Source organism: Streptomyces sp. A1277 (assembly GCF_004795015.1).
GTDB lineage: Bacteria > Actinomycetota > Actinomycetes > Streptomycetales > Streptomycetaceae > Streptomyces.
In genome coordinates this window covers 40,279-66,169 of the sequence record NZ_SSBI01000003.1, presented here as the reverse complement: position 1 = coordinate 66,169, position 25,891 = coordinate 40,279, and the positions used below count along the sequence as shown (strand labels likewise).

At 72.1% G+C, this 25,891-nt stretch carries 25 protein-coding genes and 1 riboswitch; of the genes, 6 read left to right on the top strand and 19 right to left on the bottom strand.

Features of this window, described 5'->3' with window-relative positions; translation table 11 throughout:
• Positions 1 to 13: 13 nt before the first annotated feature.
• Positions 14 to 766, bottom strand: coding sequence for a lysophospholipid acyltransferase family protein (locus E6R18_RS03005; protein ID WP_240799575.1), 753 nt, complete (start codon positions 764 to 766; stop codon positions 14 to 16).
• 193 nt (positions 767 to 959) lie between these two features.
• Between E6R18_RS03005 and E6R18_RS03000 the strand changes: the two genes are divergently transcribed.
• Entirely contained in the window at positions 960 to 1,736 is a 777-nt protein-coding gene (locus E6R18_RS03000) for an alpha/beta fold hydrolase (RefSeq protein WP_136315255.1), read from the top strand.
• On the top strand, positions 1,729 to 2,391 hold the full coding sequence (locus tag E6R18_RS02995) for a hypothetical protein (RefSeq protein ID WP_136315254.1): 663 nt from the start codon (positions 1,729 to 1,731) through the stop codon (positions 2,389 to 2,391). Before E6R18_RS03000 ends, E6R18_RS02995 begins: the two co-directional genes overlap by 8 nt.
• 10 nt (positions 2,392 to 2,401) lie before the next feature.
• Here the strand turns inward: E6R18_RS02995 and E6R18_RS02990 are convergent, their stop codons facing one another.
• From E6R18_RS02990 to E6R18_RS02965, 6 genes are all read right to left on the bottom strand, one after another.
• The gene (locus E6R18_RS02990; RefSeq protein WP_136315253.1) at positions 2,402 to 3,163 is read right to left on the bottom strand and encodes an endonuclease/exonuclease/phosphatase family protein; all 762 of its coding nucleotides are present in this window, start codon (positions 3,161 to 3,163) and stop codon (positions 2,402 to 2,404) included.
• Positions 3,164 to 3,242: 79 nt separating this feature from the next.
• On the bottom strand, positions 3,243 to 4,184 hold the full coding sequence (locus E6R18_RS02985; protein ID WP_136315252.1) for an ROK family glucokinase: 942 nt from the start codon (positions 4,182 to 4,184) through the stop codon (positions 3,243 to 3,245).
• 73 nt (positions 4,185 to 4,257) lie between these two features.
• Positions 4,258 to 4,716 (bottom strand): DUF5304 domain-containing protein, encoded by a 459-nt coding sequence (locus E6R18_RS02980; protein ID WP_136315251.1) that lies wholly within the window; start codon positions 4,714 to 4,716, stop codon positions 4,258 to 4,260.
• Between the two features lie 80 nt (positions 4,717 to 4,796).
• Positions 4,797 to 6,005 carry an ArsA-related P-loop ATPase gene (locus tag E6R18_RS02975; protein ID WP_136315250.1) on the bottom strand — a complete coding sequence of 403 codons (1,209 nt, stop codon included), beginning with the start codon at positions 6,003 to 6,005 and terminating at the stop codon, positions 4,797 to 4,799.
• A 4-nt stretch (positions 6,006 to 6,009) separates the two neighbouring features.
• Positions 6,010 to 6,459, bottom strand: a complete 450-nt coding sequence (locus E6R18_RS02970; RefSeq protein ID WP_018518637.1) for an SRPBCC family protein — start codon at positions 6,457 to 6,459, stop codon at positions 6,010 to 6,012.
• Positions 6,460 to 6,576: 117 nt separating this feature from the next.
• A complete protein-coding gene (locus E6R18_RS02965; protein ID WP_136315249.1) occupies positions 6,577 to 7,383 on the bottom strand; it encodes a metallophosphoesterase in 807 nt (268 codons plus the stop codon).
• 277 nt (positions 7,384 to 7,660) lie between these two features.
• On the opposite strand from E6R18_RS02965, the gene E6R18_RS02960 reads away from it, so the two are divergent.
• Complete coding sequence (locus E6R18_RS02960) at positions 7,661 to 9,457, top strand: AMP-dependent synthetase/ligase (RefSeq protein WP_136315248.1); 1,797 nt, start codon at positions 7,661 to 7,663, stop codon at positions 9,455 to 9,457.
• A 52-nt stretch (positions 9,458 to 9,509) separates the two neighbouring features.
• On the opposite strand, the gene E6R18_RS02955 is transcribed toward E6R18_RS02960, so the two are convergent.
• Complete coding sequence (locus tag E6R18_RS02955) at positions 9,510 to 10,652, bottom strand: glycosyltransferase family 4 protein (protein ID WP_136315247.1); 1,143 nt, start codon at positions 10,650 to 10,652, stop codon at positions 9,510 to 9,512.
• A 101-nt stretch (positions 10,653 to 10,753) separates the two neighbouring features.
• Here E6R18_RS02955 and E6R18_RS02950 point away from each other — a divergent pair, with 101 nt between their 5' ends.
• Positions 10,754 to 12,022 (top strand): glycosyltransferase family 87 protein, encoded by a 1,269-nt coding sequence (locus E6R18_RS02950; RefSeq protein WP_136315246.1) that lies wholly within the window; start codon positions 10,754 to 10,756, stop codon positions 12,020 to 12,022.
• Here the strand turns inward: E6R18_RS02950 and E6R18_RS02945 are convergent.
• The 5 genes from E6R18_RS02945 to E6R18_RS02925 form a co-directional block, all read right to left on the bottom strand.
• Positions 11,979 to 13,220, bottom strand: coding sequence for a hypothetical protein (locus E6R18_RS02945; protein WP_136315399.1), 1,242 nt, complete (start codon positions 13,218 to 13,220; stop codon positions 11,979 to 11,981). The genes E6R18_RS02950 and E6R18_RS02945 overlap by 44 nt on opposite strands.
• 31 nt (positions 13,221 to 13,251) lie before the next feature.
• Complete coding sequence (locus E6R18_RS02940) at positions 13,252 to 14,289, bottom strand: C40 family peptidase (protein ID WP_136315245.1); 1,038 nt, start codon at positions 14,287 to 14,289, stop codon at positions 13,252 to 13,254.
• A gap of 234 nt (positions 14,290 to 14,523) precedes the next feature.
• On the bottom strand, positions 14,524 to 15,549 hold the full coding sequence (locus E6R18_RS02935) for an NlpC/P60 family protein (RefSeq protein WP_206308200.1): 1,026 nt from the start codon (positions 15,547 to 15,549) through the stop codon (positions 14,524 to 14,526).
• 286 nt (positions 15,550 to 15,835) lie between these two features.
• A complete protein-coding gene (locus tag E6R18_RS02930; RefSeq protein ID WP_206308207.1) occupies positions 15,836 to 17,197 on the bottom strand; it encodes an NYN domain-containing protein in 1,362 nt (453 codons plus the stop codon).
• A gap of 37 nt (positions 17,198 to 17,234) precedes the next feature.
• Positions 17,235 to 17,477: a hypothetical protein gene (locus E6R18_RS02925; RefSeq protein WP_018104398.1), complete on the bottom strand. Its 243-nt coding sequence runs from the start codon at positions 17,475 to 17,477 to the stop codon at positions 17,235 to 17,237.
• Between the two features lie 160 nt (positions 17,478 to 17,637).
• Between E6R18_RS02925 and E6R18_RS02920 the strand changes: the two genes are divergently transcribed.
• Positions 17,638 to 18,384, top strand: coding sequence for a rhomboid family intramembrane serine protease (locus E6R18_RS02920; RefSeq protein WP_206308199.1), 747 nt, complete (start codon positions 17,638 to 17,640; stop codon positions 18,382 to 18,384).
• Complete coding sequence (locus E6R18_RS02915) at positions 18,381 to 18,662, top strand: Lrp/AsnC ligand binding domain-containing protein (RefSeq protein ID WP_018555470.1); 282 nt, start codon at positions 18,381 to 18,383, stop codon at positions 18,660 to 18,662. The genes E6R18_RS02920 and E6R18_RS02915 overlap by 4 nt, the downstream gene beginning before the upstream one ends.
• A 69-nt stretch (positions 18,663 to 18,731) precedes the next feature.
• Here E6R18_RS02915 and E6R18_RS02910 read toward each other — a convergent pair whose 3' ends face one another.
• The 6 genes from E6R18_RS02910 to E6R18_RS02885 all read right to left on the bottom strand — a co-directional run bounded on the left by E6R18_RS02910 (position 18,732) and on the right by E6R18_RS02885 (position 25,857).
• On the bottom strand, positions 18,732 to 20,108 hold the full coding sequence (locus E6R18_RS02910; RefSeq protein WP_136315243.1) for an aminotransferase class V-fold PLP-dependent enzyme: 1,377 nt from the start codon (positions 20,106 to 20,108) through the stop codon (positions 18,732 to 18,734).
• A gap of 175 nt (positions 20,109 to 20,283) precedes the next feature.
• Positions 20,284 to 20,401, bottom strand: a riboswitch (SAM riboswitch).
• An 82-nt stretch (positions 20,402 to 20,483) separates the two neighbouring features.
• Positions 20,484 to 21,548: an anthranilate phosphoribosyltransferase gene (gene trpD / locus E6R18_RS02905; protein ID WP_136315242.1), complete on the bottom strand. Its 1,065-nt coding sequence runs from the start codon at positions 21,546 to 21,548 to the stop codon at positions 20,484 to 20,486.
• Between the two features lie 124 nt (positions 21,549 to 21,672).
• On the bottom strand, positions 21,673 to 23,319 hold the full coding sequence (locus E6R18_RS02900; RefSeq protein ID WP_136315241.1) for a cytochrome bc complex cytochrome b subunit: 1,647 nt from the start codon (positions 23,317 to 23,319) through the stop codon (positions 21,673 to 21,675).
• Positions 23,316 to 24,368, bottom strand: coding sequence for a Rieske 2Fe-2S domain-containing protein (locus tag E6R18_RS02895; protein ID WP_136315240.1), 1,053 nt, complete (start codon positions 24,366 to 24,368; stop codon positions 23,316 to 23,318). Before E6R18_RS02895 ends, E6R18_RS02900 begins: the two co-directional genes overlap by 4 nt.
• Positions 24,365 to 25,174 (bottom strand): c-type cytochrome, encoded by an 810-nt coding sequence (locus E6R18_RS02890; protein ID WP_136315239.1) that lies wholly within the window; start codon positions 25,172 to 25,174, stop codon positions 24,365 to 24,367. The genes E6R18_RS02895 and E6R18_RS02890 overlap by 4 nt, the downstream gene beginning before the upstream one ends.
• Positions 25,175 to 25,236: 62 nt before the next feature.
• Positions 25,237 to 25,857: a heme-copper oxidase subunit III gene (locus tag E6R18_RS02885; RefSeq protein ID WP_136315238.1), complete on the bottom strand. Its 621-nt coding sequence runs from the start codon at positions 25,855 to 25,857 to the stop codon at positions 25,237 to 25,239.
• Positions 25,858 to 25,891 lie beyond the last annotated feature (34 nt).

Here is a 25,891-nt window from a genome sequence, read left to right as displayed (position 1 = left end):
GACCGCCGCGCCGTCAGGCGCCGTCGTGGTCCGCTTCCGTGCCCGACGGCGTCTTCTTCGCCGCCTCGGCCCGCCGCTTGGCCTCGTCGGCGATCTGCCGCTTGGCGGCGGTCGCGTAGATGTCGACGTACTCCTGGCCCGAGAGCTTCATGATCTCGTACATCACCTCGTCGGTGACCGAGCGCAGGATGAAGCGGTCGCCCTCCATGCCGTGGTAGCGGCTGAAGTCGAGTGGCTTGCCGATGCGGATGCCCGGGCGCATCAGCTTGGGCATCACCTGGCCGGGCGGCTGGATCTTCTCCGTGTCGATCATCGCGACGGGGATGACCGGCGCCCCGGTGGCGAGCGCGACCCGGGCGAGCCCGCCGGGCTTGCCCCGGTAGAGCCGGCCGTCGGGCGACCGGGTGCCCTCGGGGTAGATGCCGAAGAGGCCGCCGCTCTCGATGACCTGGATGCCCGCCCGGATCGCCGCCTCGCCGGCGCCGCGCGCGCCGGAGCGGTCCACGGGGAGCTGGCCGACGCCCTTGAAGAACGCGGCGGTGAGCCTGCCCTTGACGCCGGGCGCGGTGAAGTACTCGGCCTTCGCGATGAAGGTGACCTTGCGGTCCAGGACGGCCGGCAGGAAGAAGGAGTCGGAGAACGACAGGTGGTTGCTGGCGAGGATCGCGGGCCCGCGCGCGGGGATGTTCTCCAGGCCCTCCACCCACGGCCTGAAGGCGAGCTTCAGAGAGCCGCCGATGGAGAACTTCATAGCGCCGTAGATCAACTCGGTTGCCTCCTGTGTGCTGTCCGACAGACCTTAACCCGATGTGCCTCCTCTTCCCTCCCGGCACGTGCGGGGTGCCCGCGCCTCGGCCGGTGACGGCCCTGGTCGGTGTCGGCCCGGTCGCGTACGGTGAAGTAATCCTTGCGCACTCCCCCCTTTCGCTCCCCGCGAGCCTCACGAACAGGAGACCCCGGTGCCGGTCCTTCCCGGAGCCGAGCCGTTCCGCCACGAGGGCGGAGAGGTCGGCGTCCTCCTCTGTCACGGATTCACCGGTACCCCGCAGTCGCTGCGCCCCTGGGCCGGGTATCTGGCCGAGCGCGGTCTCACGGTCTCGCTCCCGCTGCTGCCCGGGCACGGCACCCGCTGGCAGGACATGCAGGTGACCGGGTGGCAGGACTGGTACGCGGAGGTGGACCGGGAGCTGCGCGGACTGCTGGAGCGCTGCGAGCGGGTGTTCGTCTTCGGGCTGTCCATGGGCGGCGCGCTGGCGCTGCGGCTGGCGGCGAAGCACGGGGACGCGGTCAGCGGCCTGGTCCTGGTCAACCCGGCCAACAAGGTGCACGGCCTCTCGGCGCACGCGCTGCCGGTGGTCCGCCATCTGGTGCCGACGACGAAGGGGCTGGTCAGCGACATCGCGCTGGAGGGCTCGAAGGAGGTGGGCTACGACCGGGTCCCGCTGCACGCGGCTCACTCGGTGCGCAGGTTCTTCCGGCTGGTCGACGGCGAACTGCCGCAGGTCACCCAGCCGCTCCTGCTGCTGCACAGCCCGCAGGACCACGTGGTGTCACCCGCCGACTCGGCCCGCATCCTGAGCCGGGTCTCCTCGACGGATGTCCGGGAGGTCCTGCTGGAACAGAGCTACCACGTGGCGACGTTGGACCATGATGCGAAGCGGATCTTCGACGAGAGCCATGCGTTCATCGGCCGCCTCGCTCCGACCGGGAAGAAGGGGAGCACGTCCGGTGGCTGAGCACGACGCGGAACGCGCGGGCAGCGAGGAGGAGCGCGAGCCGCTCCCCGCCGAGGGGGCGGCCGTCCCCGACGACGGCGGTGCCGCGGTGCCCGACGCCCCGGCCCCGGCGGCCGGCGGCGAGGGGGAGAAGCAACTGGACGAGGAGGCCGCCTGGCGGGCCATCGTCGCGGGGTACGGCCAGGAGCCGCCGGACCCGCCGGGCTCCCGGCCGTTCCGTTCGATCGAGGACCTGGCGCTGCCGGACGACGGGCCGCTGACCGCCCTGGACCCGGACAAGGGTTTCGGCAAGAAGCCGCCCAAGCCGGAGCCGGACCGGCCGCTCGGCAGCTCCGTGGTGTTCGCGCCCGGCGTCGGCCCGCGCGACTTCACACCGGCCGATCCCGACGCCGAGGGCAGCGGGGACGAGGGGCACTTCGTGCCGCCGGAGCCGCCGCCGCTGCCGGAGGCCGACGTCACGGCGAAGTTCGCCTGGCTCGCGGTGGTCGGCGGGCCGGTGCTGATGCTGCTCGCGGTGCTGCTGTCCTGGGAGATGACCTGGTGGCTGACGACGGTCTGCGTCGGCGGCTTCCTGGGCGGATTCGTGACGCTGGTGGCGCGGATGGAGTCCGACGACGAGGACGACGACGACCCCGGCCGCGGCGCGGTGGTCTGAGCCGGCCGGTTCAGACGGCCCGCGCCGCCGGCACCCGGAGCGCGGCCAGCACCGGCAGGTGGTCGGTCGCGGCCCGCAGGTCGGTGGCGAGTACGCCGGGGAGCCCGCTCGGGACCCCGCAGCCGAGCACCTCGACGCCGTCGGTCGCGAAGACGGCGTCGAGCCGCCGGCGCGGGTCGTGCGCGGGGAAGGTGTACTCGCCGCCCTGCGGCCGCGCCTCCCAGCAGTCCTGGTAGCGCCCGGCCAGCTTCCGGAAGGCCCGCCCGCTGGGTACGTCGTTGAGGTCGCCGGCGACCACGGCGTGCTCCACGCCCAGCGCCTCCACGGTCTCCACCAGCCGCTCCGCCTGGGCCAGCCGCTCCTGCCGCTGGAGGCTCAGGTGGCAGCTCGCCACCCCGAGCCGGGCGCCCGCGAACCGGACGACGGCGGTGGCGAAACCCCGCCGGTGCAGCCCCGGGGTGCGCGGCAGCAGGACGTCCTCGGTGCGCTCCACCGTGGCCCGCAGCGAGCACAGCAGCAGCGGCCCGGCGGCGGTGGCGCCCCCGCCGAGTACCACCAGGTCGGTGGCGGCGGCGAGCCGGGCGGCGTACTTGCGCCAGCGGAAGAACCGCGGCGCCTCCTGGACCAGGACCAGATCGGGGGCGCAGGCGCGGATGACCCGGGCGAGGGCCGCGCGGTCGTCGCGCATCGACCGGATGTTGTAGCTGAGCACCCTGATGACGGCGGTGCCGTCCTGCTCGGTGCGGGAATCGGGCAGCGACATCGTGGCCATGCCCTCACGATACGGCGGACGCCCGCCGTCCCCCGAGGGGGCACGACGGGCGTCCGGCGTTTCGGTGTGTGCCGGCGGCTCAGCCCTGGCGGGCCAGGTCCGCCGCGCCGACGAGCCCTGCCTTGCCGCCCAGTTGGGCCGCGAGCACCTGGGCGTGCGGGCGCCACTCGCCGCCGATCAGCCAGCGTCGGAACGACTTGCGGATCGGGTCGAGGACGAGTTCGCCCTCGTCCGAGACGCCGCCGCCGACGATGAACGCGGACGGGTCGAACAGCGAGGCGAGGTCGGCCAGTCCGGCGCCGGCCCAGCGGGCCAGCTCGCGGAACGAGTCGACGGCCACCGGGCAGCCCTGGCGGGCGGCCTCGCTGATGTGCTTGCCCTCGATGCCCTCGACGGTGCCGTCACCGAGCGCCAGCAGGATCGTGGCGTTCTCCGGGGTGGCGTTGGCGCGCTGCTTCGCGTACCGCACGAGGGCGCGGCCGGAGGCGTACTGCTCCCAGCAGCCCTGGCTGCCGCAGCCGCAGAGCAGACCGTCCGGGACGACCCGGATGTGGCCGAACTCGGCGGCCACGCCGAAGCGTCCGCGGCGCAGCTTGTTGCCGATGATGACGCCGCCGCCGAGGCCGGTGCCCAGCGTGATGCAGATGACGTCGTCGTGGCCCTGGCCGGCGCCGAAGCGGTATTCGCCCCAGGCCGCCGCGTTGGCGTCGTTCTCGACGACGACGGGGAGGCCGACGCGCTGCTCGACCTTGTCCTTGAGCGGCTCGTGGCGCCAGTTGATGTTGGGTGCGAAGAGCACCGTGGCCCGCTTGTCGTCGACGTATCCGGCCGCGCCGATGCCGACCGCCTCGACCGGGTGCCCCTCGCTCGCGCCGGACACCGCCGCCGCGATCGCGTCCACGATGCCTTCGGCCGTCGGCGGGGTCGGCACCTTGAAGGTCGAGAGGATCTGGCCCTCTTCGTCGACCACTCCAGCTGCGATCTTCGTGCCGCCGATATCGACGCCGATGGTGAGTCCCATGAATCCCTCAGTTTCGGTCGAGCCCCGCTGAGCCAACCGTACCCGAGGCCGGGCCCCGTCCTGTCGGCGCCGGTCAGTCCAGGTCGATGTGTTCGCCGGCTCCGGACCCCTCGTCGCGGGGGTCGGCGGGGTCATCCGCCTTCTTTTCGGTGCCTGCGGGGTCCCCCGCGCCCTGGGTCCAGCGGCCTTCCTGGCCCTGGACCGCCGAGCGGTAGGCGGCGAGCAGTTCGCTGCCGGCTGCCGCGATGTGATCGAAAACGTCCGGATTGCGCTCGATCACGGGCTCCACGGCGGCCTTGGCCTGCTGGATGACCTGCTGCACGGCGCCCTGGGCGGCGAGGCCGAGCAGGGGCGTCTGGAGCGATCCGAGCTTGTCGGCGACCGCGTCCACCAGTTTGCGCAGCTCCTCGGCGGCGGAGCCGGGCGGCGGCCCGTACGCGGCGCGGCGGCGGGCCTTCTCGGCGGCCAGGTCCTCGGCGCAGGCATGGGCCCACGCGTCGTCGTCGGCGGGACGATCGGTGGCTTCGCTCATGGCGGACTCCTGCGGCAGGGACGGCCGGCCCGGCATTCCGGACACGTACCTTCGACGGTACCCGAACGGTGGTACGGCCTTCAGCCCGTCCGGGGCCACAGCGCGGGGTCGGGCGTGAAACGGACCCGCAGCACCCCGTCGGTGAGCGCGGCGCCGGTGACGGTGCAGCGGCGCAGCGCGGGCTCCAGCGGGACGATGCGGTGGAAAGGGCCGACGGTCAGCAGGAGTTCGCCGCCGCGCCGGACCAGCTGGAGGTCCTTCTTGGCCGCGCCGGGCAGCGGCAGGCACCAGACGAGTACCCCGCCCCCGTCCGCTTCCTCCGGGGCGCCGGCCTCCTCGATCCACCAGGGGTCCTCGGCCCTGCCCGACTCGTGGCCGGTACGGGAGACGGTCAGCGCGCCGTCCGGCCCGGCGAGGGCCAGGAGGTCGCCGGGGCCCTGCGGGTCGCGGCCGAGGTGCGCCACCCGGACCGGGGCGGGCCCCTCCTCGCCCCAGCGGCCGATGACCTTCTCCTGCTGGGCGGCGAGCGCGGCGAAGAACGGGTCGGGGGAGTCGCCGGGGAGCACCCGGTTGGCCACCAGCGCGTCGGTGCGCAGCCCGTGCAGGGCGAGTCCGGTGCGGGCGGTGCGCAGGGCGTCCTCGGCGGCCGGACCCGGTTCGGCGACCAGCCGGAGGGTGGTGGCGCGGTCCTCGACCAGCGCCTGGACCTGGGCCAGCTCGGCGTCGCGCCGGGCGGCGGCCTCGTACAGCCACTGGGCGGGCATGGGCACGCCGGCCAGCTGGGCCAGCATCGGGCGCAGGGCGCGGGCCGCCTGGCGCTCCTGGGGCAGCAGCCGGCGCAGGTAGCGGCGCAGCTGCTCGGGCAGGACGAGCAGGGCGAGGGCCTCGCGCAGGGGCGGCAGGTCGACGACGAGGAGGTCGTACGCCTCGCGGGACCAGTCGCCGTGGGCGGCGCGGCGCAGCGCGTGCAGGAGGGCGAGTTCGGCGCTGCCGGGGAGTTCGGTCAGCTCCTCGCCGTCCAGCGGGTTGCCGCCGAGCAGTTCGAGCATCCCGGACAACTGCTGCTGGAGGGCGGTCAGTTCGCTGCGGAAGTGGGCGCCGGAGTCGAGCCGGACGGACCACAGGCCCTCGGTGACCCGGGTGGGCGCGGTGGCGGTGGGGAAGCCGGGTACGGGGTCGGCGGAGATCAGCAGGGTGCGGGCGCCGTCGCGGGCGGCGGCCAGCGCGGTCGCCGCGGCGAGCGTGGTACGGCCGGCTCCGCCGGGTCCGGTGACCAGGACCGTACGCACGGGCTCAGCCCTTCGGGACGGACTCGACGCGCTTCTTGAGACCGGCCAGCGCTCGGTCGATGATGACCTTCTCCGCCTTGCGCTTGATCATGCCGAGCATCGGGATCTTGACGTCGACGGTGAGCCGGTAGGTGACCTCGGTGCGGTCGCCGTCGCCGAGCGGCGCGAGCGCGTAGGAGCCGTCGATGGCGCGGAGCATCTGCGACTTGACCAGGGTCCAGCTGACCTCGTAGTCGCCGATCCAGGTGTAGGCGAGGGTGTGGTCGTCCTTGATCGCGCCGGCGTCCAGGACGAGGCGGACCTTCTCGGCGCGGCCGCGCTCGTCGGTGCCGAGGACCTCGGCCTCCTTGACCTCTCCGGTCCATTCCGGATAGCGCTCGAAGTCGGCGATCACACCCATGACGTCGGCCGGCGCCGCCTCGATCGTGATGCTCGAGCTGGTGTGTTCAGCCATCGCTGTGGCCCTCCAGTGCGGTGTACCGGTCCATCGGCAGAAGCCTGCCGCCAGAAGGCTATCGCGTGTACCCGGCGGCCCGTCCCAGGGCCCGGCCCGCGATGCCGGGGCGGACCCTCACCACTCCAGCGCCCAGGGCCGGCCGGTGGAGGCGAAGTGGCCGACGTTCACGCACTCGGTGGCGCCGATCCGCATCCGCCGGGCCAGCGGCTGGTGGACGTGGCCGAAAAGCGCGTAGCGCGGGCGGGTGCGGCGGATGGCGTCGAGCAGGGCCCGGCTGCCGCGCTCGAAGCGGCGCGCGACGGTGTCGTAGACCAGCTCCGGCACCTCGGGCGGGATGTGGGTGCAGACCACGTCCACCTCGCCGATCGCCTCGATCTTGGCGGCGTACTCCTCGTCGTCGATCTCGTGCGGGGTGCGCATCGGGGTGCGCAGGCCGCCGCCGACGAAGCCGAAGACGCGGCCGCCGATCTCGACGCGCTCGCCGTCCAGGACGGTGGTGCCGGGGCCGGCGTACTCGGGCCACAGGGCGGGGATGTCGACGTTGCCGTAGGTGGCGTACGTCGGGGTGGGCAGCGCGGCGAACATCTCGGCGTACTGCTTGCGCACCGCCCCGGTGATCGCGGCGTCGCGGTCCATGCCCTGCCACAGGGCGCGGCCGAAGTCGCGGGCCTCGTCGAAGCGGCGCTCGGTGCGCAGGGCGACGATCCGGTCGGCGTTCCCGACGCCGAAGAGGTCGGGGAAGATGCCGCGCGAATGGTCGGCGTAGTCGAGGAAGAGGACCAGGTCACCGAGGCAGATCAGGGCGTCCGCGCCCTCCCCGGCGCGGGCCAGCGCCTCCGTGTTGCCGTGTACGTCGCTGACCACGTGAACGCGGGTGCGCCGCCCGGCGGCGGCCCCCCGGCTGTTGTCTCCTGCTCGCATGAAGATCAGCCTAGGACGACCGCTCTCACCTGGGTAGAGGCCCCGGACCTGCGGTTACTTCCGGGTGTGTGCACGGGTGGACTACTGTGCGCGAAAGGACGACCGATATGTGTGACGCATAAGACATCTGGCCGGACCCCCCTATCCGGAATCGAGTACTGGTGGGTAACGTCCGGGCAGTCCAGTCGTGCTCACCCCACTGAGCACCCGCCATCTTGGACCGCGCCGGTGCATCACACAGAGTCGTGGCACCGGAGCCCGATGAGGAGCAGCAGTCTTGCGCGAGTTCAGCCTTCCGGCCCTGTACGAGGTTCCCTCGGACGGCAACCTGACGGATCTCATCCGCCGCAATGCCGCTCAGCATCCCGATGTCGCGGTGATGAGCCGCAAAGTGGCCGGTGTCTGGACCGACGTCACCGCCACGCAGTTCCTGGCCGAGGTCCGGACGGCCGCCAAGGGCCTGATCGCGGCGGGCGTCGAGCCCGGTGACCGGGTGGCCCTGATGTCGCGTACCCGTTACGAGTGGGTGCTGCTGGACTTCGCGATCTGGAGCGCGGGCGCGGTCACCGTCCCGGTCTACGAGACCAGCTCCCCCGAGCAGGTGCAGTGGATCCTCGGCGACTCGGGGGCCGTCGCGGTGCTGGTGGAGAGCGACGCGCACGCCGACGCCGTCGCCTCCGTGCGCGACCGGCTGCCCCTGCTGCGCCACGTCTGGCAGATCGAGAAGGGCGCCGTCGACGCGCTCCGGACGCAGGGCGCGGAGGTCTCCGAGGAGACCGTGGACCTGCGCAGCGCGGCGGCCAAGGCGGACGACCCGGCGACCATCGTCTACACCTCGGGCACCACGGGCCGCCCCAAGGGCTGTGTGCTGACGCACCGCAGCTTCTTCGCGGAGTGCGGCAACGTGGTGGAGCGGCTCAAGCCCCTGTTCCGGACCGGCGAGTGCTCCGTCCTGCTCTTCCTGCCCGCCGCCCACGTCTTCGGACGCCTGGTCGAGGTGGCCTCGGTGATGGCCCCGATCAAGCTCGGCTGCGTCCCGGACATCAAGAACCTCACCGACGAACTGGCCGCGTTCCGGCCGACCCTGGTCCTCGGTGTGCCGCGCGTCTTCGAGAAGGTCTACAACGCGGCGCGCGCCAAGGCGCAGGCCGACGGCAAGGGCAAGATCTTCGACCGGGCCGCGAACACGGCGATCGCCTACAGCCGCGCGCTGGGCACCCCGCAGGGCCCGTCGATCGGCCTGAAGGTCAGGCACAAGGTCTTCGACCGGCTGGTCTACGGCAAGCTGCGGGCGGTGCTCGGCGGGCGCGGCGAGTACGCGATCTCCGGCGGCGCCCCGCTCGGCGAGCGTCTTGGCCACTTCTACCGGGGCATCGGCTTCACCGTCCTGGAGGGCTACGGCCTGACCGAGACCTGCGCGGCGACCGCCTTCAACCCCTGGGACCGGCAGAAGATCGGTACGGTCGGCCAGCCGCTGCCCGGCTCCGTGGTGCGGATCGCCGACGACGGCGAGGTGCTGCTGCACGGCGAGCACCTGTTCTCCGGCTACTGGAACAACGAGGCGGCGACGGCCGAGGCGCTGGCCGACGGCTGGTTCCACACCGGTGACATCGGCACGCTGGACGAGGACGGCTACCTCGCGATCACCGGCCGCAAGAAGGAGATCATCGTCACGGCCGGCGGCAAGAACGTCGCCCCCGCCGTCATCGAGGACCGCATCCGCGGCCACGCCCTGGTGGCGGAGTGCATGGTGGTCGGCGACGGGCGCCCGTTCGTGGGCGCGCTGGTGACGCTGGACGAGGAGTTCCTGGGCCGCTGGGCCGAGGGGCACGGCAAGCCGGCCGGCTCGACCGCCCTGTCGCTGCGCGAGGACCCGGAGCTGCTGGCCGAGGTGCAGCGCGCGGTGGACGACGGCAACGCGGCGGTCTCCAAGGCCGAGTCGGTCCGCAAGTTCCGCGTCCTGGGCGCCCAGTTCACCGAGGAGGCGGGTCACATCACGCCCTCGCTGAAGCTGAAGCGGAACGTGGTGGCGAAGGACTTCGCGGACGAGGTGGAGTCGATCTACCGCTCGTGAGCGCGTGACGCGTACGGGCCCGCACCACCTCGGGTGCGGGCCCGTACCCGTTTCAGAGCAGCTCCTTGAGCCTTTCGGCCAGCAGGTCCCAGCGCCACTTCTCCTCGACCCAGGCCCGGCCCCGCTCCCCCATCCGCCGCCGCAACTCCGCGTCGCCGAGCAGCGCGGTGATCCGCTCCGCCGCCTCATCGGCCGAGCCGCCGCGCACCACCCAGCCCGTCTCGCCGTCGAGCACCGCGTCCGGGGCGCCGCCCGAGTCGCCCGCCACCACCGGCAGCCCCGTCGCGGACGCCTCCAGGTAGACGATGCCCAGGCCCTCCACGTCGAGGCCGCCGCGCCGGGTCCGGCAGGGCATCGCGAAGACGTCGCCGGCCCCGTAGTGCGCGGGCAGCTGCGCCCAGGGCACCGGCCCGGTGAACCGCACGGAGTCCTGGACCCCGGTCCGCGCGGCGAGCTTGCGCAACTGCCCCTCGTAGGGCCCGCCGCCCACGATCAGCAGCACGGCGTCCGGCTGCTCGGCCAGGATCGCGGGCATCGCGAGGATCATGGTGTCCTGGCCCTTGCGGGGCACCAGCCGGGACACGCAGACCACGACCGGCCGGTCGGTGAGGCCGAGCCCGGCCCGCACCAGACCGCCGCCGGAGTCCGGGTGGAAGGTCTTCTCGTCCACGCCCGGGGGCAGCTGGACCATGCGGCCGGCGGCGGCGGGGGTGAGCGCGGCGGCGATCCGGGACCGGGTGTACTCACCGAGGTAGGTCAGCGTGTCGGTGCCCTCGCCGATCCGCCGCAGCAGCTGCCGGGCCGCGGGCAGCTGGGCCCAGCCGGCCTCGTGGCCGTGCGTGGTGGCGACCAGCCGCCGGGCGCCCGCCTCGCGCAGCGCCGGGCCCATCAGCCCGAGCGGGGCGGCCGCCCCGAACCAGACCGACGAGCAGCCGTGGGCGCGCAGCAGTCCGGCGGCGCGCCGGGTCACGCGCGGGGTCGGCAGCAGCATCGTCGTACGGTCGCGGACCACGGTGAAGGGCTGCTCGGCGTCGAAGGCGGCGGTGGCGGCCTCCCCCTCGGCCCCGCGCCTCCAGGTGGAGGCGTAGACGACGACCCGGTCGGGGTCCAGGCGCAGCGCCATGTTGTGCAGGAACGCCTGGATGCCGCCGGGGCGGGGCGGGAAGTCATTGGTCACGATCAAGGTCTTGTCCATCGCCGCCGACAGTACCGGCCCGGCCCCGCCTGATGGATCGTGCACAGGCCGGACGGGCATCATGGCTCCTCGTACGAGCAAGGCGACGGGTGAGGCGGGTCATGACGGGTTCGAGCGGCACACGTCCGGCGGCCTTCGCGGTGTGGGCGCTCAGCAGGGCGCTGCTGCTGCTCTGGGTGAGCAAGGTGATCATCCCGCCGGGGCTCGACGTGACGAGTGACGTGTCGGTGATCTACCACGGCTGGTACGACGTGCTGCGCTCGGGCACCTACCCCGAGTCCGACGTCACCTGGCAGTACCCGCCGGTGGCCGCCCTCGCGATCCTCTCCCCCGCCCTGCTGCCGTTCCTGGACTACGCCACGGCCTTCTACGTCCTGGCGTTCCTGTGCGACGCGCTGGTCATGGGCCTGCTGCTGCGCGCGAGCCGGGGCCCGGGCCGGCGGGCGGCCGGGGTGTGGGTGTGGGTGGCGGGGGTGCCGCTGCTCGGCACGACGGCGTACGCCCGGTACGACGTGATGGTGACGGCGGTGGCGGTGGCGGCGCTGCTGGCCGGGCTGCGCCACCCCCGGGTGCTGGGGGCGCTGGCGGCGTTCGGGGCGCTGTTGAAGGTGTGGCCCGCGCTGCTGCTCGCCGGTACGGCCCGGGGGCGGCAGACCCGGCTGGCGTGGGCGACGGCGGCCGGGGTGGCGGCCGGGCTGCTGGTGCTGTGCGCGGCGGCGGCGCCGGGGTCGCTGGCGTTCCTGGGCTTCCAGCGCGAGCGGGGCACCGAGGTCGAGTCGCTGGGGGCGCTGGTCTTCCACGTGGCGCGGCAGTTCGGCTGGCAGGGCCGGGTGGAGCTGCACTACGGCTCGCTTGAGTTCCTGGGCCCGCACGTGGGTCTGGTGAGCACGCTGGCGCTGGGGCTGAGCCTGGTCGCGTTCGGCTGGCTGCTGCTGTGGCGGCTGCGGGCGCGCACGTTCGGGGTGAGTACGCCGGCGGACGCGGCGTTCACGGCGGTGCTGCTGTTCACGACGACGAGCCGGGTGATCAGCCCGCAGTACATGCTGTGGCTGGTCGGGCTCGCGGCGGTGTGCCTGGTGCTGCGCGAGAGCCGGATGGGATGGCCGGCCGTCCTGGTGGTGGTGGCCACGGGCATCACGCAGCTGGAGTTCCCCATCGGCTTCGTCCACGTCGTGACGAGCGACGCGTCGGGCGTGACGCTGATGTTCCTGCGCAACGGGCTGCTGGTGGCCGCGTCCGTGCTCGCGGCCCTGCGGCTGTGGCGGGACACGGTACGGGCGCCGGAGGCGGCGCCCGCCGTGCGCGAGGTGCCGGACGCGCCCGCGCTCAGCCGAGCCGGTCGCGCAGATACACCCGCCAGCGCGCCGTGAAGTCCTGCGCGGTGGTGCCCAGCACCTCGTGCAGGGCGTCCTCCACCGCGCCGTCCCTGGCCCGGTGGCCGCCGACGGCCCGGTAGAACGCGAACAGCTTCGCCTCGCCCCAGTGGCCGGCGATCAGCTCGCAGGCCAGCCAGCCGCCCTCGTACGCCTTCGCCAGCCGGGCCGCGTCGCCCGCGAAGGCGAAGTCGTCGTCCTCCGGCAGCGCGGCCGGCCCGTCGCCCGCCCGGACGGCGTCGGCCAGCTCGGGCGCGATCTCCTCGGCGGTGCGCTCCTGGTCCCGGTAGGCCGCCCAGTCCGCGAAGCCCTCGGAGAGCCAGGTCGGGGTGGCCGCCGAGGTCCGGGTGCGGGTGGCCACGTGGGCGGTCTCGTGGGTGAGGACGACGTGCTGCCCGAAGTCGCCGAGCAGGGCGTACGCCTCCGGGTTGACGATCACCCGGTCGGCGGGCGCCTTCCCCGAGCCGCCGGTCTCGCCGGTGGTGACGGCCGCTATGCCCCGGTAGTTCGCGGCGGGCGACCCGAGCAGCTCGCCCATCTCCTGCACGCTGTCCGGCACCAGCACCACCACGCGTCCGGCCCAGCGCTCGGGCCAGGCGGCGGTGACGGCCGGCACCGCCTCGTCCGCGGTGGCGGCGATCTTGTCCAGCTCCTCCCGCGAGCGCCCGACACCGAGCACCAGGCTGTGCGCCCCGCGCACCACCTCGATGTCGCCCTGCTCCCACAGCTGCCGGACGCCACCGTCCGCCGCCCGGTCCGCGGTGACGTACCAGCGGCCGTCCGCCGGTCCCCGGGCCAGCTCCACGACCCGGTCGACGGAGACGGGGGCGCTGTCGTAGCCCTTGATCCGGTAGCCGAGCCGGACGTCGGCGGTGGCCCGGTCGCTGCCGTGCGGGGAGACGTCGGTCAGCCGGTACGTCCAGGAGCCGAGCGGCACGTCCGCCAGCCGGGCGATCTCGCGGCGCTGGGCGCTGCGCAGGGCCGTGGCGTCCGGGGCGACCACCGCGACGTAGGCCGCCGCGTCGTGGTGCAGCACGGCGGCGGCGCGCCGGTCCAGGGTGGCTCGGATGTCGCGGGCGGTGGTGTCCGGCGCCTCGTCGGCCGGGGCCGAGCAGCCGGCCGCGCACAGCAGCGCGGCGAGCACGGCACCCGCCGCCCGCCGCCACCCGCCGCGCGCCCGCCCCGCGGTGCGCACCTGATCCGCCACATGACGAGCGTAAGGGCTGTCACACGCGGGTGACCGAGGAGACGGGCATCATGCCGACGGGGTCGTAGCGGACCGGGGCGCCGGGGTACGGGGCGTGGATGACCTGGCCGTTGCCGACGTACATCGCGATGTGGCCGGCGTCCGCGCGGTAGGCGACGAGGTCGCCGGGGCGGGCCTGGGACAGCGGCACCATGCGGCCGGCGTACCGCTGGGCCTGGGAGGTGCGCGGCAGGCTTACCCCGGCCTGGGCGTAGGCCCACTGCATCAGCCCGGAGCAGTCGAAGCCGGACGGCCCGTTCGCGCCCCAGACGTACGGGCGGCCGAGCGCCCGCTGGACGGCCAGGACGGCGGCCGCCGCGCGGGACGAGCCCGCGGGCAGTCCGGCCATGGGTCCGGCGCCCGTGTCGCGGCCGTCGCGGGAGGCCCGTGCGTAGGCGGCCCGCTCGGCGCCGGGCAGTGACTTCAGCACCTGCCGGGCCTGGGACAGCTTGCGTTGGACGGTCCGCTTGTGGCGGCTGACCGCCTCCCGGCCGCGCTCCAGGCCCGCGAGCGAACGGGCGGCCTCAGCGCGGGTCTGGGCGAGCGCCCGCTGGGCCTTGCGCAGGTCGGCCAGGGCGGTGGCGCGGTGGGCGTCGGCCCGGTCCACGGCGGCGGCCCGGTCGAGGTAGCTGTCCGGGTCGGAGGTGAGCAGCAGGGCGAGCGAGGGGTCGATGCCGCCGGAGCGGTACTGCGCCCTGGCCGCCGAGCCGAGCTCCTCGCGCATGCGGTTGATGCGCTCCTGGCCCCGGGCGGCGCGGTCCTGGGCCCGGCTCACCTCGCCGCGCAGCCGCGCCACGTCCTCGCCGGCCTTGTTGTACTGCTCGGTGGCGCGCTCGGCCTCGGTGTAGAGGCGGTCGACGCGGGCCCCGGCGGCCTGCGGGGTGTCCTGCGGCTCGGCGTTCGCGGTGGCCGCGCCGAGCGTCGCGGCGGCGGTCGCCGCCGCGGCCGTCAGGACGGTGACCCGGGCCCGGGCACTGAGGCCGGCCCCGGGCTGTGTGGAACGGCGATGGGATCCCACAGGACGCCGCACTCCCTTCCGCTGTACGCAGACGCGCGCAGCCCTGCCGCCCGGGCGGGCGGACCGACGTACGGGAGCTGCGCGGCAGGCAGACAGTAACCGTGTGATCACGGAGCGGACAAAGACACGCCGGGGCGGCGGGGAGCACACACAGTGACGCCCCGCCGGTGACCTGTGGTCTCCGGCGGGGCGGCCGTCAGTACGGGGCGCGGGAATTCGCCCGTTCGGGCGCGGTCAGATGCGCACCGCGCCGTAGATGCTGCCGATGGTGCTCATCGACTCGTAGCGGACGTACGCGCCGGGGTACGGGGCGTGCAGGACGGTGCCGTTGCCCGCGTAGAGGCCCACGTGCGAGTTGCCGTTGAAGAAGACCAGGTCGCCGGGCTTCAGCTGGCCGACCCCGATCCGGGTGCCCTGGTTGATCTGGGTGTACGTGGTGCGGGTGATGTTGGCGCCGGCCTGGGCGTAGGCCCACATGGTCAGGCCCGAGCAGTCGAAGGAGTTGGGGCCGACGGCCGACTTGACGTACGGCATGCCCACACGGGTGGCGGCGGCGTTGAGGGCCTTGGCGCCGAGGGCGGAGGCGGGGGCCTCGTTGCCGAGTTCGACCCGGGTCCCGGCGTCGCGGCTCGCGCGGGCCTCGTCCTGCTGAATCTTCTGGCGCTCGGCGGCGGTGAGGGTGTTGAGCACCTGGCGCGCCTCGGCGAGCTTGCCCTGCTGCTGCTTCTTCTTCTTGCCGAGCGTCTTGCGGACGTCGGCGAGGTCGCTCAGCTTGTCCTGGGCCTCCTTGCGCTGCTGCGCGAGGACCCGCTGCTTCTCCTGGACCTTCGACAGCGCCTCGGTCTGCTTGGCCGTCAGCTGGTCGAGCGCGGACGCCTGGTCGAGGAAGCTGTCCGGGTCGGAGGAGAGGAAGAGCTGCACGGAGGGGTCGATACCTCCGGAGCGGTACTGCGCGGCGGCGAGGGAACCGAGGCCGGAACGCAGCCCGTTGAGCTCCTGCTGACCGCGGGCCACCTTGTCCTGCAGCGCGCTGATCTGCTTCTCGAGCTTCTCCTGCTTCTCCTTGGCCCCGTTGTACTGCTCGGTGGCCACCTCTGCCTCGTGGTAGAGCTTGTCGACCTTCGCCTTGACCTCGCTCTTGGTCGGCTTGGGGTCGGCGTGGGCGGCCTGGGCGGACAGGGCCACGGCCGCGGCGGCGGTCGCGGTGAGCACGGTCACACGAGTGCGGCTCGGCTGCTTGGGACGACGGTGGGACGCCACGAAGGCGAGCTCCTTCTTCCTCGAGCCGCCTACCGGGCCATGGGGGGGGAGATGAATCCCCGGCTCCGTGCACGTCACGGACTCGGCGGTTCCTTCGCCGTCACCCCGGATGGGCGATCGACCGTGCGAAGGTTCGAGGCTGACCATAGTGACCATCCTGTGATCAGTTCAAATCCTCACAGGAAAAATCTCGTCACACGGGGCACTTCTTTGCCCACATCACACCCGGTGTAGCGGTGACTTGACGGACCGTTCCGTGATCTCCGGCAAGTCACCGCAAGGCGCCCTAAACCCGCGAAAGCCGCTTCAGGAGCAAGGCGGACGCAACGGGCCTGGCCCCCGCCTTCGCCACTCCGTCGGCCACCTCGCGGTCGGTGGAGACCACCACCACGGGCCGTCCCGGCGGTTCCGCGCGCGCGAGTTGACGGATGAGCTCGTCGGCGGTGACGCCCGGCTTGCTGAACAGCACCCGCACCCCGCGCGGCGGCGCCAGCAGCACCGGCGCGGCCAGTTCGGCCCCGTCGAACACACAGGTCATCTCGGCGCCCGTACGCGCCGCCAGCACCGAGAGGCCGCCGAGCAGCCGCAGCCGCTGCTTCTCCAGCGGCATCTGCGGATAGCCGGTCTTGGTGACGTTGTAGCCGTCCACGATCAAGTGGGCCTGCGGCAGCGCGAGCAGCTGGTCGAGCAGCGCCGGATCGGTCTCCGAAAGGGCCCTGGCCGCAATGTCCTTGGGCGACATCCGGCCCGGCTCGACCGCGTCCACACTGTCCGCCGGCCGCATCGACGAGGGCGGCAGCGCCAGTTCGCGCCGCAGCCCGCCGGCCGCTTCCAGCACCGTGTCCAGCAGCAGCCGCAGCCGCATGTCCTCGACCGAGCGCCCCTCGCGGGCGGCCCGGCGGCTCGCCTCGACGGACGCCTCGGCCTCCCCGAGCCTCGCCCGCAGCCGCCGGGTCTCGCTCTCGGCCGCGGAGACCTGGGCGGCCGCCTCGGCGCGTACGGCGTCGGTCTCGGCCCTGCCCCGGCGCAGCGCCGCCTCGCCGCGCTTGACCTCGCTGACCGCGCTGCGCAGCTTGCGCTGGAGGGACTCGGCCTCCTTGCGGGCCGCCTCCAGCTCGGCACGGAGCCGTTCCGTCTCACTCCTCGTCTGGGCCCGGGCCAGGGCGAGTTCCTCGCGCATCCGGTCCAGCTCGCGCCGGGTCTCCTCGTCGGCCCGCTCGGCGTCGGCCCGCTGGACCTCCTCGCCGGCCGCCGCGACGAGCTTCACCCAGCCGTCCGGGCGCAGCACGTAGGCGGCCGCCGCCACCTCCACCGGGTCGGCGGCGGCGGGCGGCGCCCCGGCCTCCAGGGCGCCCGCCAGCTCCGGCTGGGCCTCCCGGAGCCGGTCGCCGATGCGGCGGCGGAACACCGCGTCGCCCGCCAGCGCGGCCGCCATCGCGTTCCCCGCGAACTTGGCGCGCCGGGTCGGCGTGAAACGCGCGTACTGTCTCAGCTGCGCGGGCAGCTCGGTGACCGTGAGACCGCCGAACGCGTCCGAGACCAGCGCGACGACCCGGCGCCGCACTCCTTCGGGCAGCGGGCGGTCGAGCGCCTCCACGGCGTCGTCGGCCCCGTCGGCCGACGCGGCGCCGCCCGCGGGCTGCTCCACCATCCGTCACCTCATGTGTTGTCTCCGCACGGCCCCGTCAGGAGTCGGCACCCGGCCTGTCCACCAGCTCGATCTGGTCCACCGCGTTGCACCAACGACAGCGCACCGACTCGATGGTCTCACTGACCACCTCACGTTCCTCGACGCTCGACTCCCCGGCCAGGTCGAGATGGACGTACTCGACCACCTTGGACGAGCGCGTCACGTCGAAACGCGTGAGGTTTCCGCAGAGCGTGCAGCGCCAGCGGGTCGTGTCGGTCGGCTGGGGAACGGTCGTCATCGGTGCGTCCTCTTTCGTCGAGCCGTGAGCTGCCGGACAAGGGTCTCGCGGTGCGCCGTCGAACTGCGGATGTCCACCCGTAACCCTACGGCCTCGGTGCTCGCCCCCGGCACGGCGAGGCGGCCTGTCCCGTTCGCTCCCCTTGCGTCATGCTCTGTTCATGATCGATCGGCGGACTGCGGTCGGCAGGCTCCTGCGCGCGGCTACTTCGGGCGGGCCGCCGGTGACGTACGCCCTCATCGCCCTGTGCTGCGCGGTGTTCGTCGTCAGCCCGCTCTCCGGCTTCGTCCCGGTGCGCGGTGGCGCGGACGCCCTGCTCGCCGCCCAGGCGGGGTACTTCGAACGGTGGGGTGTCATCCCGAGCGAGCTGTGGGACGGCTCGGCGCACGCCCTGCTCACCCCGCTCACCGCACTCTTCGTGCACGGCAGCTGGCTGCACCTGCTCGGCAACATGCTCTTCCTGTACGTGTTCGGCGCGATGGCCGAGGAGCGCATGGGGCACACGGAGTTCGCCCTGTTCTACCTCGGCTGCGGCTATCTCGCCCTGCTCGCCTACGCGGCCGCGCACGCCACGTCCGACCAGACGCTCGTCGGCGCGTCGGGGGCGATCTCCGCGGTGCTGGGGGCGTTCCTCTACCTCTTCCCCCGGGCCCGGGTCACCAGCCTCTTCCCATTCCTGCTCTTCCTGCCGCTGCGCTTCCCCGCCTGGGTGGTGCTGATCTTCTGGTTCGTCCTGCAGTGGCTGGCCGCCGAGGGCGCGGGCAGCGGCCCGGGGGTGGCCTACCTCGCCCATGTCGTCGGCTTCGCCACCGGCTTCCTCTACGCCTGGGGGCGCTACGGGCGTGATGCCAAAGGCCCTAGAGTGAAGGCTCCAGCCACGGCCACCGAGGGAGAAAGCCAGCCGTGATCACCGCGATCGTGCTCATCAAGACCAGCGTGGACCGGATTCCCGAGATCGCCGAGGCCATCGCCGCGCTGGACAGCGTCAGCGAGGTCTTCTCGGTCACCGGTACCTACGACCTGATCGCCATGGTCCGGGTGTCCAAGCACGACGATCTCGCCGAGGTCATCCCCGGCCGGATCAGCAAGATCCCCGGTGTCGAGGGGACCGACACCCACGTCGCCTTCCGTACGTACTCCCAGCACGACCTGGAGGCGGCCTTCTCCATCGGCCTGGACGCGTAGGGACGTACACGCGCCGCTGCGGCCGGGTACGGGGTTCCGTACCCGGCCGCAGCGGCACGCGGGCCGTCCTCAGACCTGGGCGGCGCCCCGGTCCGGGACGCAACGGCCGTCCTCGGTGCGGTACTTCCAGCGGGCCCCGTCGCTCACCAGCTCCCGTACCGCCCGCAGGAAGCGCTCGATGTGCTCGTCCGGCGTGCCGGCGCCGAAGCTGACCCGGATGGCGTTCAGCGACCGCTCCCCCGGCTCGGCCTCCGGCGCCCCGCACTCGCCGGCCTCGCCCGGGTCGCTGCCGAGCAGAGTGCGCACGAGCGGGTGGGCGCAGAAGAGGCCGTCGCGCACCCCGATGCCGTACTCGGCGGACAGGGCGGCGGCGAAGTGGGAGCTGTTCCAGCCCTCCACCACGAACGAGATCACGCCGACCCGCGGGGCGTCGTCGCCGAACAGCGAGAGCACCTTCACCTCGGGGACCTCGGCGAGCCCGGTCAGCACCTCGCCGACGAGGTGCTGCTCGCGGGCGACCAGCCGGTCGAAGCCTGCCTCGGTGAGCGCCTTGCAGGCGGAGGCGATGGAGTGGACGCCGATGACGTTGGGCGAACCGGCCTCATGGCGGGCGGCGGTGGTGTGCCACTCGACGTCGACCCCGCCGTCCGCGCGCCGGGCGACCTTGCGGGAGGCGCCGCCCCCGGCGAGGTAGGGCTCGGCGTCGCGCAGCCAGTCGGAGCGGCCGGCCAGGACGCCCGAGCCGAACGGCGCGTACAGCTTGTGCCCGGAGAAGGCGGCCCAGTCCACGTCCAGCCCGGCGATGTCGACGGGGTGGTGCGGGGCGAGCTGGGCGGCGTCCAGGACGATCCGCGCACCGTGGGCGTGCGCGGCGGCGGCCAGCTCCTTGACGGGCCACAGCTCGCCGGTGACGTTGGACGCGCCGGTGACGCAGACCAGCGCGGGACCGTAGGGCTCGCGGTCGGCGAGGGCCCGCTCCAGGGTGGCGACGGCCTGGGCGGGGGTGCGCGGGGCGTTCAGGTAGGTCACCCGGGCGTCGCGCCAGGGCAGCAGCGAGGCGTGGTGCTCGGTCTCGAAGACGAACACCTGGCAGTCGGCGGGCAGCGCGGCGGCCAGCAGGTTCAGCGAGTCGGTGGTGGACCGGGTGAAGACCACCTGGTCCCCGGGGCGGCAGCCCAGGAACTCCGCCACCGTGGCACGGCTGGACTCGAAGAGGTCCGTGGAGAGCTGCGAGAGGTAGCCGGCCCCGCGGTGGACGCTGCCGTAGTACGGGGCGTACGCGGCCACGTCGTCCCACACCCGCTTCAGCGCCGGCGCGCTCGCGGCGTAGTCCAGCGCGGCGTACCCGACCTCTCCGCCGGTGACCAGCGGGACGAGGACATCCTCGCCCAGAACCGGCAGAGGGGCACAAAGGGACTGGTCGGCGGCAGCGGTGAAGACAGACATGACGGACTCCCGTTACAGGCAGGCGAATTCCGCGTGCCTGCGGGTACGCGGCAGCACGGAGTGGAGAGAAGAGGGGTACGCGGAACAGGGCCGAGGGCCCTAACGCATTCGCTTGCTCACAAGAGGCTCCCTGAGGACCAAGGACCCCACGGGCGGACGTCACGCGACGTCAAGGGGTCCGCGCTTGCCGCAGACCTCGCTGCCTGCGGCCTGGTCTTCACCCGGGGCACCCCGCCACGGACGGAGGGTTGCCGGACAGCGGGCCGGGGCCGTAGTCGCCGTCACTCATGACCTGCGCAGCATCCTGCCATACGTACGGGAACGCGCAAGGCGCAGTCCGGAATCCGGACTGCGCCCTGCCTCACACCCGTGCGCTCACGCGTTGCTGGCGACGACCCATCTCTCCAGCGCCCGCCCGGCCGCCCCCGAGTCGATGGACTCGGCGGCCCTCGCCATACCCGCGCGGATCTGCTCGGTGAGCGTGCCCTCGCCCGGGTCCAGCGCGACCAGCGCGGCCGCCGAGTTGAGCAGGACGGCATCCCGTACCGGGCCCGTCTCACCGGCCAGCAGCCGGCGGGCCACATCGGCGTTGTACGAGGCGTCGGCGCCGCGCAGCGCCTCCACCGGGACCAGGTCCAGGCCGACGTCGCGCGGGTCGAAGGGCTCCTCGCGCACCACGCCGTCCCGGGCCACCCACACCCGCGAGGTCGCGGTCGTGGTCAGCTCGTCCAGCCCGTCGTCGCCCCGGAAGACCAGGGCCGAGTTGCCGCGTTCGGCGAGGACGCCGGCGACGATGGGGGCCATCCGCAGATCGGCCACCCCGATGGCCTGCGAGCGCACCTTGGCCGGATTGGTCAGCGGCCCGAGGATGTTGAAGGTGGTCGGCGCGCCCAGCTCCGCCCGGGCCTTCGCCGCGTGGCGCAGGGCCGGATGGAACTTCACCGCGAAGCAGAAGGTGATGCCGGCCTCCTCGGCCACCTCCACCACGCGCCGCGGGGACAGCTCCAGGTTGACGCCGAGCTTCCCGAGGACGTCGGAGGAGCCGCTGGCCGACGACGAGGCGCGGCTGCCGTGCTTGACGACCTTGGCGCCGGTCCCGGCCACGACGATCGCGGACATGGTGGAGATGTTGACCGTCTTGGCCATGTCGCCGCCGGTGCCGACGATGTCGACGGTCCGGCCGGGCACCTCGATGGTCGTGGCGTGCCGGTACATCGCGCGGACCAGGCCGGAGACCTCCGTGACCGTCTCGCCCTTGGCGCGCAGCGCCACCGCGAAACCGGCGATCTGCACGTCGGTCGCCTCGCCGCTCATGATGCGGTCCATCGCCCAGGCGGTGGCGTCGGCGCTCAGGTCCTCGCCGCGCAGCAGGGGGGTCAGCACGCCGGGCCAGGAAGGGGCCGCCACGCTGTCGCCGCCGTCCGGGGTCACAACGTTCATGGTCCGCTCCTGGGGGTCCACAGCCGATAAAGGGATCGCGACCACCCTATCGAGCCCCGCAGACGGCAAAGAGCCCCGTCCAGCGAATGGACGGGGCTCTCGCCGTGGCGATCAGAACGGGTGATCAGTGGTGGCCGTGGCCGCTGGTGATCTCCTTGTACTCCTCGGCGGTGGGCTTGGCGATCTGGTTGTCCTCGCCGTACAGGCTCTTGCTGAGCCTGACCCGGGCCTTCTGGAGCGTGGACACCTTGCGCTCCACGCCGTTCTCGTCGACCGTCGGGCCGATCTCGAGCGGCTTGTACTGCTCGTGCGCGGTGAGGGCGTGCAGCATCTCCGGCGAGAGCGGCTCGTGGACCTCGACGAACTCACCGTGCGGCAGGCGCTTGATGAGCCCGGACTCGCGCCCGTGCAGCACCTTCTCCTTGTCGCGGCGCTGGAGGCCGAGGCAGATCCGCCGGGTGGCGACGAACGCCAGGACGGGTCCGACGAAGAAGGCGATCCGGACGAACCAGCTGATCGCGTTGAGCGACAGGCTGAAGTGCGTCGCCCAGATGTCGTTGCCGCCACCGATCAGCATGACGAAGTAGATCGTCACCCAGGCGACACCGAGCGCCGTCCGGGTCGGGGCGTTGCGCGGCTTGTCCAGGATGTGGTGCTCGCGCTTGTCCCCGGTGATCCAGGACTCGATGAACGGCCAGAGCGCCAGGACGCCGAGGATCAGACCGAAGACGACCAGCGGGATGAGCACGCCCAGGACCAGCGTGTGGCCCCAGAGGTTGATCTCCCAGCCCGGCATCACACGGACGAAGCCTTCGGCGAAGCCCATGTACCAGTCCGGCTGGGCGCCCGTGGACACCTGGTCGGGTCGGTACGGGCCGAGCGCCCAGATCGGGTTGATCGAGGCGATCGCCGCGATGATCGCGATGAAGCCGAAGACCAGGAAGAAGAACCCGCCGGCCTTCGCCATGTACACCGGCAGCAGGGGCATGCCGACGACGTTCTTGTTCGTCTTGCCCGGACCCGCGAACTGCGTGTGCTTGTGGTAGAAGACCAGGATGAGGTGGCCGACCACGAGCCCGAGCATGATGCCCGGCAGCAGCAGGATGTGGATCGAGTAGAACCTCGCGATGATGTCGCCGCCGGGGAACTCCCCGCCGAACAGGAACATCGAGATGTACGTACCGACGACGGGCATCGACAGGATCGCGCCCTGGGTGAAGCGCACACCCGTACCGGAGAGCAGGTCGTCCGGGAGCGAGTAACCGGTGAACCCGGTGAACATGCCGAGGACGAACAGCAGGAAGCCGAACAGCCAGTTGATCTCGCGCGGCTTGCGGTACGCGCCGGTGAAGAACACCCGGAACATGTGCACGAACATGCCGGCCAGGAAGATGACCGCGGCCCAGTGGTGGATCTGCCGGACCAGCAGACCACCGCGGACGTCGAAGCTGATGTCCAGCGTCGAGGCGTACGCCTCGGACATCCGGATGCCCTGCATGGGCTCGTACGGGCCGTGGTAGACGACCTCGTTCATGCTCGGGTGGAAGAACAGCGTCAGGTACACACCCGTGAGGATGATGATGATGAAGCTGTAGAGGCAGATCTCACCGAGCATGAAGGACCAGTGGTCCGGGAAGATCTTCCGCATGTTGGCCTTGGCGAGGGAGTAGATCCCCAGCCGGCCGTCCGCCCAGTCGGCCACCCGCTCACCGGCGGGCGCCTTGCGGTTGCCCGGCGCGGCGGCACCGGGTGTGTTCGTCGCAGTACTCATCCGCGCTCCCAGAATGCAGGACCGACGGGCTCTTCGAAGTCACCGAGCGCCTCGAGGTTGCCCTCGCTGTTCACACCGATCCGCAGCTGCGGGAGGGAGTGACCGGCCGGACCGAAGATGACGCGGGCGCCGTCGGAGAGGTCGAAGGTGGACTGGTGGCACGGGCAGAGCACGTGGTGCGTCTGCTGCTCGTACAGGCTGATCGGGCAGCCCACGTGGGTGCAGATCTTCGAGAAGGCCACGATGCCCTCGTGGGCCCACTCGCGCTCGCGCTTGTCCTTGATGTCGTCCGGCTCGATGCGGATGATCATCAGCGCGGCCTTGGCGATCTGCGTCTGGAAGTCGTGCGAGTCCTCCTCCAGGCCCTCGGGCATGGCGAAGGTCAGCGAACCGACGACGACGTCCTCGGGGCGCAGCGGCTCCATGGTGTTCATGTTGACGAGCTGCTTGCCCTTGGCCCACAGGGTGTTGCGGAGCTTCTTCTCCGGCAGCGGACCCAGGTCGCGCAGCAGCACCACACCGGAGAGCGGCACCAGGGCCAGCGCGCCGAACATGGTGTTGCGGATCAGCTTGCGCCGGCCGAGAGCGGACTCCCGGGCGCCGTCCGCGAAGTCGGCCAGAACCTTGGCCTTGACCTCGGGCGCCGCCTCGATGGGGTGCCGCTCGTCGGCGACCTCGACGTCGGACATCAGCGTGCGCGCCCAGTGGACGGCACCCGCGCCGATCAGGAAGAGCGCCAGGCCCAGGGTCAGCCCCAGGGAGAAGTTGAGCGCGCTCACATGACCGAACGGGAAGATGAAGACGATCTTGTCGACCGGGAAGATGACATAGGAGGCGATGAAGCCCACCGTCGCCAGCATGGACAACAGGAACATGGTCGCGACGACGCGCTCGGAGCGCTTCGCGGCCCGCTCGTCGATGTCCTGGATGCGCGGCTTGTGCGCCGGCAGTCCCGGGTCGGCGAACGGGTCGTTCGCCTTGTCCACCGCGTCGTGCGCGGCACCCTGCTCTTCCGGCAGGTTCTCTTCTGGAATCTCTTGGCTACTCATGACTTCTTGGCCTTAGCGGTGTGGGCCGCGACCCAAATGGCAACTGCGATCAGACCGCCCAGCCCGAAGATCCAGCCGAACAGACCCTCGCTGACCGGACCCAGACCTCCGAGGCTGAGGCCGCCGGGGGTCTCGGCTTCGGAGCCGTTCACGGTCTTGATGTAGGCGATGATGTCCCGCTTCTGCTGGTTGGGCATCGTCGAGTCCGGGAAGGACGGCATGCTCTGCGGGCCGGTCAGCATGGCCTCGTAGATGTGCTTCGGGTCCACGCCGTCGAGGTCGGGCGCGTACTTGCCGTTCGTCAGCGCGCCGCCCTTGCCGGTGAAGTTGTGGCACTGGGCGCAGTTGGTACGGAACAGGTCGCCACCCTTGGCGATGTCCGCACCCTCCGGGCTGACCTGGCTCTTGGTCGGTACGACCGGGCCGGCGCCGAGCGACGCGACGTAGGCCGCGAGCTGGTCGATCTCGGCCTGGTTGTAGATGACCTTCTTCTTCGGTACCTGGGCGCCCGGCTGCTGCGCGGGCATACGGCCCGTACCGACCTGGAAGTCCACGGCGGCGGAGCCCACGCCGACAAGCTGGGGCCCGTCGGTGGTGCCCTGACCGCCGGTTCCGTGGCAGCTGGCGCAACCGACGGAGTACAGCTTCTTGCCCTCTTCGATGGCGAGGGACTGGGCGGTGTCGTCGGCCTGCGCCTTACTCGCGGGCGCAAACGCGGCGTACAGCCCCCCGGTGGCCGCCAGCGCGAGGAGTAGTACGACGACCGCCGCCAACGGATGGCGTCGTCGTGCGGAGAGCTTTTTCACGGATTACCCCGGTGTCAGGATCTTCTGCGTCGATGCTGGATGTGGTTCGGGCTCGGGCCCGGTTACTTGATCAAGTAGATCGTGGCGAAGAGGCCGATCCACACAACATCGACGAAGTGCCAGTAATAGGACACGACGATGGCAGCGGTCGCCTGTTCATGGGTGAACCTCTTGGCCGCGTATGTTCTGCCCAGGACGAGCAGGAAGGCGATGAGACCGCCTGTCACATGCAGACCGTGGAAGCCGGTGGTCAGGTAGAACACCGAGCCGTACGGGTCCGAGGACAGCGAGATGCCGTCCTCCTTCACCAGCTCGGTGTACTCGAAGATCTGGCCTCCGATGAAGATCGCACCCATCACGAAAGTGATCACGAACCAGGCGCGGAGCTTCTTCACATCGCCCCGCTCCGCGGCGAAGACGCCGAGCTGGCAGGTGAGTGAGGAGAGCACCAGGATGGTCGTGTTCGTCGCCGAGAACGGAACGTTCAGGGACGACGCCATTTCCTTCCAGTGATCTGGTCCGGTCACCGATCGCAGGGTGAAGTACATCGCGAAGAGGGCCGCGAAGAACATCAGCTCGGAGCTCAACCAGATGATGGTTCCGACGCTGGTGAGGTTCGGCCGATTGACCGACGGGTGCGCGTGCCCGGTTTCTACTGTCGTTGCTGTCGCCACGACCGACATTATGTCGGTCGCTTATCCCGCCCTCACTCCGGGG

What these genes read in the sequence shown, in the direction of transcription:
- E6R18_RS02990 (WP_136315253.1), bottom strand. Translation starts at nt 3,163, where the DNA reads ATGGCCACGATGTCGCTGCCCGATTCCCGCACCGAGCAGGACGGCACC.
- E6R18_RS02985 (WP_136315252.1), bottom strand. Translation starts at nt 4,184, where the DNA reads ATGGGACTCACCATCGGCGTCGATATCGGCGGCACGAAGATCGCAGCT.
- E6R18_RS02980 (WP_136315251.1), bottom strand. Translation starts at nt 4,716, where the DNA reads ATGAGCGAAGCCACCGATCGTCCCGCCGACGACGACGCGTGGGCCCAT.
- E6R18_RS02970 (WP_018518637.1), bottom strand. Translation starts at nt 6,459, where the DNA reads ATGGCTGAACACACCAGCTCGAGCATCACGATCGAGGCGGCGCCGGCC.
- E6R18_RS02965 (WP_136315249.1), bottom strand. Translation starts at nt 7,383, where the DNA reads ATGCGAGCAGGAGACAACAGCCGGGGGGCCGCCGCCGGGCGGCGCACC.
- E6R18_RS02955 (WP_136315247.1), bottom strand. Translation starts at nt 10,652, where the DNA reads ATGGACAAGACCTTGATCGTGACCAATGACTTCCCGCCCCGCCCCGGC.
- E6R18_RS02950 (WP_136315246.1), top strand. Translation starts at nt 10,754, where the DNA reads ATGACGGGTTCGAGCGGCACACGTCCGGCGGCCTTCGCGGTGTGGGCG.
- E6R18_RS02925 (WP_018104398.1), bottom strand. Translation starts at nt 17,477, where the DNA reads ATGACGACCGTTCCCCAGCCGACCGACACGACCCGCTGGCGCTGCACG.
- E6R18_RS02920 (WP_206308199.1), top strand. Translation starts at nt 17,638, where the DNA reads ATGATCGATCGGCGGACTGCGGTCGGCAGGCTCCTGCGCGCGGCTACT.
- E6R18_RS02910 (WP_136315243.1), bottom strand. Translation starts at nt 20,108, where the DNA reads ATGTCTGTCTTCACCGCTGCCGCCGACCAGTCCCTTTGTGCCCCTCTG.
- trpD (WP_136315242.1), bottom strand. Translation starts at nt 21,548, where the DNA reads ATGAACGTTGTGACCCCGGACGGCGGCGACAGCGTGGCGGCCCCTTCC.
- E6R18_RS02900 (WP_136315241.1), bottom strand. Translation starts at nt 23,319, where the DNA reads ATGAGTACTGCGACGAACACACCCGGTGCCGCCGCGCCGGGCAACCGC.
- E6R18_RS02895 (WP_136315240.1), bottom strand. Translation starts at nt 24,368, where the DNA reads ATGAGTAGCCAAGAGATTCCAGAAGAGAACCTGCCGGAAGAGCAGGGT.
- E6R18_RS02885 (WP_136315238.1), bottom strand. Translation starts at nt 25,857, where the DNA reads ATGTCGGTCGTGGCGACAGCAACGACAGTAGAAACCGGGCACGCGCAC.